Source organism: Dehalococcoidales bacterium, from assembly GCA_030698765.1.
Lineage (GTDB): Bacteria > Chloroflexota > Dehalococcoidia > Dehalococcoidales > UBA2162 > JAUYMF01.
The window spans coordinates 1-7762 of the sequence record JAUYMF010000086.1; the positions used below are offsets into that span (position 1 = coordinate 1).

8 protein-coding genes are annotated in these 7762 nt (G+C 53.8%); 3 read left to right on the forward strand and 5 right to left on the reverse strand.

The annotated features are described in order from the left end of the window. Positions 1-167: 167 nt before the first annotated feature. Positions 168-443 carry a helix-turn-helix transcriptional regulator gene (locus Q8Q07_03920; protein ID MDP3879437.1) on the reverse strand — a complete coding sequence of 92 codons (276 nt, stop codon included), beginning with the start codon at positions 441-443 and terminating at the stop codon, positions 168-170. 65 nt (positions 444-508) lie between these two features. Between Q8Q07_03920 and Q8Q07_03925 the strand changes: the two genes are divergently transcribed. Continuing rightward, on the forward strand, positions 509-2344 hold the full coding sequence (locus tag Q8Q07_03925; GenBank protein MDP3879438.1) for an IPT/TIG domain-containing protein: 1836 nt from the start codon (positions 509-511) through the stop codon (positions 2342-2344). A 270-nt stretch (positions 2345-2614) separates the two neighbouring features. Here the strand turns inward: Q8Q07_03925 and Q8Q07_03930 are convergent, their stop codons facing one another. The 3 genes from Q8Q07_03930 to Q8Q07_03940 all read right to left on the reverse strand — a co-directional run bounded on the left by Q8Q07_03930 (position 2615) and on the right by Q8Q07_03940 (position 5748). Then, positions 2615-3913 (reverse strand): homoserine dehydrogenase, encoded by a 1299-nt coding sequence (locus tag Q8Q07_03930; GenBank protein ID MDP3879439.1) that lies wholly within the window; start codon positions 3911-3913, stop codon positions 2615-2617. A gap of 73 nt (positions 3914-3986) precedes the next feature. Beyond that, positions 3987-5459 carry a hypothetical protein gene (locus Q8Q07_03935; GenBank protein ID MDP3879440.1) on the reverse strand — a complete coding sequence of 491 codons (1473 nt, stop codon included), beginning with the start codon at positions 5457-5459 and terminating at the stop codon, positions 3987-3989. Next, complete coding sequence (locus tag Q8Q07_03940; GenBank protein ID MDP3879441.1) at positions 5398-5748, reverse strand: hypothetical protein; 351 nt, start codon at positions 5746-5748, stop codon at positions 5398-5400. Before Q8Q07_03940 ends, Q8Q07_03935 begins: the two co-directional genes overlap by 62 nt. A gap of 135 nt (positions 5749-5883) precedes the next feature. On the opposite strand from Q8Q07_03940, the gene Q8Q07_03945 reads away from it, so the two are divergent. Together Q8Q07_03945 and Q8Q07_03950 are read left to right on the forward strand one after the other, a co-directional pair. Next, entirely contained in the window at positions 5884-6609 is a 726-nt protein-coding gene (locus Q8Q07_03945) for a C4-type zinc ribbon domain-containing protein (GenBank protein ID MDP3879442.1), read from the forward strand. A gap of 33 nt (positions 6610-6642) precedes the next feature. After that, positions 6643-7026, forward strand: coding sequence for a ribonuclease HI family protein (locus Q8Q07_03950; protein ID MDP3879443.1), 384 nt, complete (start codon positions 6643-6645; stop codon positions 7024-7026). Here Q8Q07_03950 and Q8Q07_03955 read toward each other — a convergent pair. Further along, positions 7007-7762, reverse strand: a 756-nt coding sequence (locus Q8Q07_03955; GenBank protein ID MDP3879444.1) for an MFS transporter, incomplete at its 5' end; no start/stop codon positions are given. The genes Q8Q07_03950 and Q8Q07_03955 overlap by 20 nt on opposite strands.

A 7762-nucleotide genomic window follows, 5' to 3' on the forward strand; every position in this document is an offset into this window, starting at 1 on the left:
GTCCAGTCCCTGGTGCTGCCAGATTCTGATGACCTGGCTCTCGCTGAGATTGCCTGACAAATTACTGCGCCTTTACCGCCGGATGCAAAAGGTAGTCCCGTCCTAAATATAAGAAAAGGAAAGGGGGCAGCGGTTTTTGAACAGTTTACACGGTACCGTGTAAACTGTCAAGGCTTGTCCGATCTTTTTTGAGCGGGAGTGGCGTTGTACTTAAACCTGGCCCGTTCGGCAACGATGGAGAGCAGTGTGGCTGAGGCCCCGCGCGGTTTATACATTCCCTTTTCCCACTCGCTTATTGTTTGCTGGCGTGTGCCCAGCTGATCAGCCAGTTCACGCTGGGTCAAGCCCAGGTGGCGTCTCAAAGTACGGATGTGTTTCCCATCCCACTGGAGCTGGTTGATCTTATTCCTGGCCATCAGCCAGATGCTAACTGATTTAGTCAAAAGTGTCAATGCTTAACCTATAGATATATTGACATGCTATACCGCCGAGCCTTATCATGGAAGGGATGAATTATATTAAGTTCTTTCTGGCGTTGACACTGGCACTGTTTCTAACGGTAATTCCGGCGGCACCGGCGATGGCGGCGGCAACCCTCTTCATGCAGCCGAGCTCGGGGAAGATTGCTGTTAACATCGAAGCTTATGGTTCCGGTTTTGAGGCGTCTACCCAGTATGAACTTTTTTTCTCTGATGAGGTGGCCTCTGTAGGCGGGGATATCGATACCCATGTTCGCAACTATGAGTTTCTGGGGCGGCCCAGTACTAACTCCGCCGGCGCTTTCGAGGGCTTTATTTTTCCTGTGCCGGACAGGCTGACACACGGTAGTGTGCTGCAAACAGTACGCAGTGGCTCTTACTATCTCTACGCTGCGGCAAGGTTTTCCAAGGAAATTGTGGCCAGAGCTTCATTCACCGTGATAGGAGTTCCGGCGATTGTGATTGACCCGGCGACCGGTACCACGGGTAGTGAGGTTAGAGTTACCGCTACTGATTTCGCGGCCAGCAGAAGCGTCGTCATCACCTATGACGGCACTCAGGTTACCACCACCACTACCAATAGCGCCGGCGGTTTCAGTAATGTCGCTTTCACTGTCCCGGCAAGCTCCCGCGGCAATCATACCGTGAAAGTCGAAGACACCAGTAATAACTCAGCCACAGCTACCTTCTCTATCCAGCAATCCATTACCGTCACACCGACTTCCGGGGCCGGCGGAGACGCCGTAACCGTCAGTGGTACCGGGTTTGCGGCCACCAGGAGCATAAGCATCACTTTTGACGGCATTGAAGTTGCCACGGCTACAACCAGCAGCGTGGGTAGTTTCAGCGCGGTTACCTTCACGGTACCGGCCAGGGGGGCTGGCAGTTATGATATACAGGTGAATGATGCCGGTAATAATTCCGCCAGTGTTGAATTTGCCCTGGCGGCGTCCTCTTTCAGCATCAGCCCCACCTCCGGCTTTGCCGGTACCCAGGTTACCGTTAACGGTAGCGGGTTTCAGGCTAGCAGCCCGGTGACAATAACTTTTAATAATACTACTGTGGCCCCCATCAATAGTGATGCCAGCGGGAGTTTCAATACCAGTTTCGACGTGCCTTCCCCCCTGGCTGGTGGCAGTTACAAGGTGAAAGCCAGTGATGGCATTAATAGCACCGAGGCTGATTTCTCGATTAAAACCAACGCCAGCATCAGCTCGGAGACGGGGCATGTCGGTACCGAGCTTACCATCAGTGGCATAGGGTTTACCGCGGGGGGAGTGGCAACGGTTACTTATGACGGCGCTCAAGTGGCTACTGCGCCGGTGGCCGCTGACGGGACTTTTCAGGCCAGCTTTAAAGTGCCGGCGGGCAGCGCAGGGACGTACAGTATCGTGGCTACGGACGGCGTAAATACGGAACCGTTTACTTTCACTATGGAATCAACGCCGCCGTCGCCACCGGTGCCGCTGAAGCCGGAGATGGGTATCAAGGCGGAAAAAGAGACCTTTTTTGACTGGGAGGATGTCGAAGACCCCAGCGGGGTAACCTATACTCTGCAGATCGCTACCGATGATGACTTCCGGGCGGGTTCTATCGTGCTGGAGGAGACCGGACTGACCGAATCGGAATATACCATAACTGAAGAGAACAGGCTCGAGTCCGTCAGTGAGGATGAACCCTATTACTGGCATGTCAGGGCAGTGGATGGCGCCGGTAACGAGAGTGAATGGTCGGGTGCCGGGTCATTCTATGTCGGCTTTACCTTCGGGCTGGGGCAGGGAGTGAAGATCGCTCTATTCGTTATCGGCGGGTTGTTCCTCGTTGTTATTGGCTTCTGGCTGGGCAGAAAGACAGCCTACTTTTAATCGGCAGTCAGGTTGCTGGCGCATTAAGAGCTTTACCCCGGTCGGATTTTCTTCATCAAGTCTGGCGTCTCTAATAAAGTTTACATTTGACCATACCGACGAAGCTTGTCCCGTACCCCGATACGGGAGTCGGTATCCAGAATATGAACGCATCTGGCCTGGATTCCGGCTGGAGTTTATCCCATACCTGACACACGGGGCGGAATGGGTGAAAGTACAGTATTAACCAACGTTATTCGGCATGCACCGCACTGATAGAATAGCGGGGGTCTAGGTGTCGGCTTTGAGGATGCGGATAATCTTGGTCCTGGCTTTCACTACGTCCATCCGGTCGACTTTTTCAATCGCTGCCTGAAGCGCTCCTTCTTTAGCCAGGTGGGTAGTGATGACCACGGGAACAAACTCTTCGGTCACAGCTTCCTTTTGAATAACGGCGGCGATGCTGATATCATGCTTCCAGAAGATATCGCAAATGCGGGCCAGGACGCCGGCCTGGTCCAGCACACTGAATCTCAGGTAGTAGCGCCGCTCGATAGTCTCGGGTGGACCCAGGACTATGCTCCCTGCCGATTTTGGCATGGGCATTGCCCTGCCCTCGGCGATATCCAGCAAATCTTTGATGACGGCGTCAGCGGTGGGGTAGGTCCCGGCTCCGGGAGCAATCAGGCCTGATATTATGCCGTATTCGTCCTCAAGCTCGATGCCGTTATAGGGCCCTTCCAGGGAACCTAAAAGGGATACCCTGGGTACCAGCGCCGGATGCACCATAACATTGAAAGTGCCTTCATCCTGCTCAATAACTCCTACCAGCTTGACGGAATAGCCCAGCTCGGCGGCGTACTGGATATCCTGCAAAGTTATATCGCGAATCCCCTCGACCGGGAAAGGCTTCACTGTCCGGTACGAATTGCTGATAAGTCCCAGGACGATGCGTATCTTGTTGGCCGTGTCAATGCCATCAATGTCATCCGATGGGTCGCTCTCGGCATAGCCCTTCTGCTGGGCTTCCTTGAGGGCTTCCTCAAATCCCTTGTCCTCCCGGGACATGGTCGATAATATATAGTTGCAGGTACCGTTGAGGATGGCGTAGATTTTGCGGAACTTCTTGTTGGCTGTGCCCGCCTGGCGGAATTCGTGAATCAGCGAGTGGCCGCCAACAAAACTGGCCCTGAAGCCAATCCGGCGCTGTAACGTGGATGCCAGTTGGAAGATATGTTCTCCCTCCCGGGCAAGCAGCATCTTGTTGGCGGTAACCACGTCTTTGCCGTTTTCCAGGGCGGTTGAGAGGATGCTCCTGGCGGGTTCGATACCGCCGATAAGCTCAACCACAATATCAATTTCAGGGTCGGTAACTGCCTGCCGCCAGTCCTTGCTGAGGTAGCCCGGCGGGAGAGTTACCGGGCGTTTCCTCTCCAGGTCAGTATCTATCACCCTGACCAGTTCCAGTCCGTTAATCCCTTTACGGTAGAGGAGATCCACTACGCCGGTGCCGATATTGCCAAAGCCGATAACGGCTATTTTCCTGGTGGCTGTTTTTGTTTCAGGTGGGGTGAGCCTCGCTTCGGTCATCGTTCTCTGTCCTGTTCCTCTCCGCTTTACTATGGTTCTAGAAAGCTATATTACCGCCGAAGAGAGTCCGGTGTCAAACAATATTCCCCCGCGCCCCCCGCGGTGAGTAACGGCTGCCGGCTTCGACCAGTAATGCCAGGCTCATCAGGAAATCGTCATGCCCCTGTGCCGGGTCAACGTAGAAATTCATTGTTTGGCTGGGACGGTACCGGCTCTTTGCCTTCTCCATCTCCAGCCAGAATTGCTGGTACTCCGCCGAACCATCTCCGGCGTACATTTTCAACCGGCCGGAGTTTATGGCGGCTAGCAAATTGAAGCCCAGTTCCGACTTTGCCGGTTGGGTGAAAGTGAATGGGACAACCGCGGAACCCAGCGCCTGCCGGAGAAAAGAGCTTACCGGCTGCCCGACTCCGGTGGCGTCAACCACCACCCGGCGACAGCGCCAGACATTTTTGAGGATATCAATCAGGTGGGGGTAAAGTTCGGTGTGCTTGGTGCCGGTCCACCGGTAGTGCTCGATAATCTTGATCCCGGGCTGCTTCTGAATACTGTTGCTGGTGGAGAAGTCCACTTCGCCGATGGTGACTACCGTGGAGTCCCGGTGCGGTTTGAGCGCTCTCAGCCGGGCGCCTTCCTCTTCCTCGGCTTCTCCGGCGAGGTCAATACCGGCGATGTAGACTTTTTTAGACTCGGGCCGGTGTTGTCTGGAGTGGCTTCCCTGTAACTGGGCTCTCTGCTGGGCGGAAAGAAACCCGCCGCCACCGCGGATGGGCAGCAGGCAGTACTGTGTCCGGAAAAGGGGATGGTTCTCCCCCAGGCGTGCCCTCTCTGTTTCGACATAAGCCAGGTAATCAGGGTTGTACCTGGCTACTTCCTGCCAGTCATAGCGGAAGTGCCGCCTGATACCGTCTTTTCTTTCCAGTTCGCAATTGGTCTGCTTTGTCTCCTCCAGAAGGGTGGCATCGTCCCAGGTAGTGCCGTAATGAACGGTGGTAACATTGGTGGTGGCTCCCATCGGCTTGAACTCTTTAGTGTATTTCTCATGGCTTACATCCTGCGCTTCGTCAATCTCCAGGAGAATATGAGCGGTGTGTCCCACCACGCTGGCAGACTCGTCGGCGGACAGGAATATAGCCCTGGCGTTTCCCAGCCTGAGAATATAGCCCAGCTCAGATACCCAGATACCATCAAAGCCGGTATCATTCAGTCTGTCTTTCAGGCGGGTCATTGAGATGACGGTCTGAGGTTTGAAGGTAGGCGAGCATTTTATCAGGTTCTGCGGCTCGGCCATATAGAGCGTGAGCAGTAGCAGTTCGAGCTGAGCGGATAGCTCGTTCTTGCCCCCCTGCCGGGCAATTTCCACGGAAAAAGTCAGACCTTTCCCGCCGAAGACGCTGTCCAGTACTGCCAGCGCTACTTCCTGCTGGTAGGGTCGTAGCCGCTTTATACTGGCATCAGGGAACTCCCGGTTCTCCGGGGAAGCGTCACTTTTTGAGGGTAGTTCCGATGCCGATGCCCAGGGGAATGGCGACATCTCTGAGGACATTGCTTATTGCCTCCCTAAGTCCCTTCTTGTCCTCCTTGCTGAGGTTATACCTGGTCCTTACTAGCCTGGCCAGGGTATTGGTAGCCTGCATAATCAGCTTGATATTTTCCGGGTCACGCTCGAGGATGGACTTTATTTTCACTCTCAACAGGGCGATCTCATCATCAATGCCCTCAACGTCAGTAGCTTGCTCGAAGTCGGACCGCTCGGCTTCATCGAGCACTTTAGAGTAAAACCCGTGTTTTCTGGCGTTCTGATTTCCTTTTGGGGCGCCTCGTTTTCCTTTCAAAATCTCTTCCTCTAACCTGTCTTCTCATCTTTATTAGCTTCATGGAAGGTACCCTGTCATAATAGCACATATGTTCTGTTATGACTACCGGATTTTGTCATTCTCTTAATATTTTTTAGTGAGGAAATTGCTATTGTGCGGCAGGCATTATACAATAAGACCAAAATGAGTTTGACCAGGCAGCTTTACCAGCTACAAGAGATTGACCAGGAGATTGATTCCAACGAGCAGGCGATAAAAAGAATTATCGGTCAGCTTGGAGAGAGTGATTCAATCCTGGCGGTTAGAAGGAAGCTGGCGCGGGAAAAGGAGCGCCTGGAAGAAACCAACCGCCAGCAACACTCCGTGGAATGGGAAATAGACGATCTTGCCGTTAAGGTGAAGGCCAGCGAAGATGAGCTATATAGCGGCCGGATACGTAATCCTAAAGAGCTGACCAATCTGCAGCATGAGATTGATATCCTGAAAACCAGGCGAAACCAGCTGGAGGATAAAGCGCTGGAAGTGATGGGGGAGGTTGAACTTATTACCGGCAACCTGTCCTCTCTGGATGGTGATCTGAGAGGGCTGGAGGCTGAATGGCGGAACCAGCAGCAACAGCTATCAGCCAGGCTGGAGCAGCATCAGGCTACGCTATCTGACCTGAAGCGGAAGAGGCAATTGCTGGCCGATGGTATTGACCCCACGATGGTTGAGATGTACCAGGAAGTCAGAAAACAAAAGGGACAGGCAGTGGCTAAAGTGGAGCAGGGGGTATGCCGGGGTTGCCGCATATCACTCCCGGTTAATGAGATACAAAGGGTGAGAAGCGGTCAACTGGTGCGGTGCAGCAGCTGCGGGCGCATCCTTTTCCTTGCCTGAGCCAGACCGGAGGAGTTTAAGATAAAAAAAGCGGTGATATTTACTGATGGCGCCTCCCGGGGCAATCCCGGGCCGGGCGCTATCGGTGTCGTCATCACCGACGAGCAGGGTAAACTGCTTACCACTATTTCTCAGTCAATTGGTCAGGCAACTAACAACCAGGCGGAATACCGGGCTATTATTGCCGCTCTGGAAAAGGCAATGAAACTGGGCGTCAATCAGATTGACCTGCGCTCCGACTCAGAGTTTGCCGTCCGGCAAATCAACGGGCAGTACCGGGTGAAATCAATATCTCTGAGACCCTTATATCAAAGAGTAAAGCAGTTGCAGAGCCAGTTTGAAGGCTTCACGATCACCCATATCAGGCGTGAGGAAAATGTGGAGGCTGATAAACTGGCTAATCTGGCTCTAGGGTGACCCGTTGCTCTTTAATAAGTATCAGGAAACCCAGTATGGCGACAAAAGCCAGGGCGGCTCCAAAGTAAAAAGGGGCTGCCGGATTTACCGTATCCCACAGCCAGCCGGCAATCAGGCTGGCCGGTAAAAGAGTCAGGCCGACAACTCCGTGATAAAGACCATAGGCGGTGCCCCTTCTTTCCCTGGTTACCAGGTCCGCCACAAAAGCCCGCGACGCCCCCCCCACTACCCCGTAGTAAATCCCGTAGCCGGCAAAGAGTAACCATACCTGCCAGGTATTTGAAGCCAGCGCAAAGCCAAGGTATACCAGCGCATAGATAGACCAACCCATGATGATGACCCGTCTCCTGCCCAGCCTGTCTGATAGTATTCCCATCGGTAGAGAGGTGACGGCATAGGTAACGTTGAACAGGAAAAGCATCATCACCGTCTGGATAAGCGGAGCCTGCAGGGTCTGTGCTCTGAGGATAACAAAGAAGTCGCTGGAATTGCCCAGGGTAAACACCGCGATAATAATCAGAAATACCTTAAAGCGGGCATCAAAGCTATCTCTTAATGCCAACAGGGGTAATTTGAGTTGGGGGTCTTCACTGGAGAGGTGTTTTTTCTCGCGGACCATGGTCATCAGCACCAGTACGGCCAGTACGCCGAACAGGACCCGGCGCCGGCGGGCGCGGGGTTGGCCGGGGCGGGGCGGATGGCCGGGTTGGTGTTTGCGACGTCTGATCATCATGGG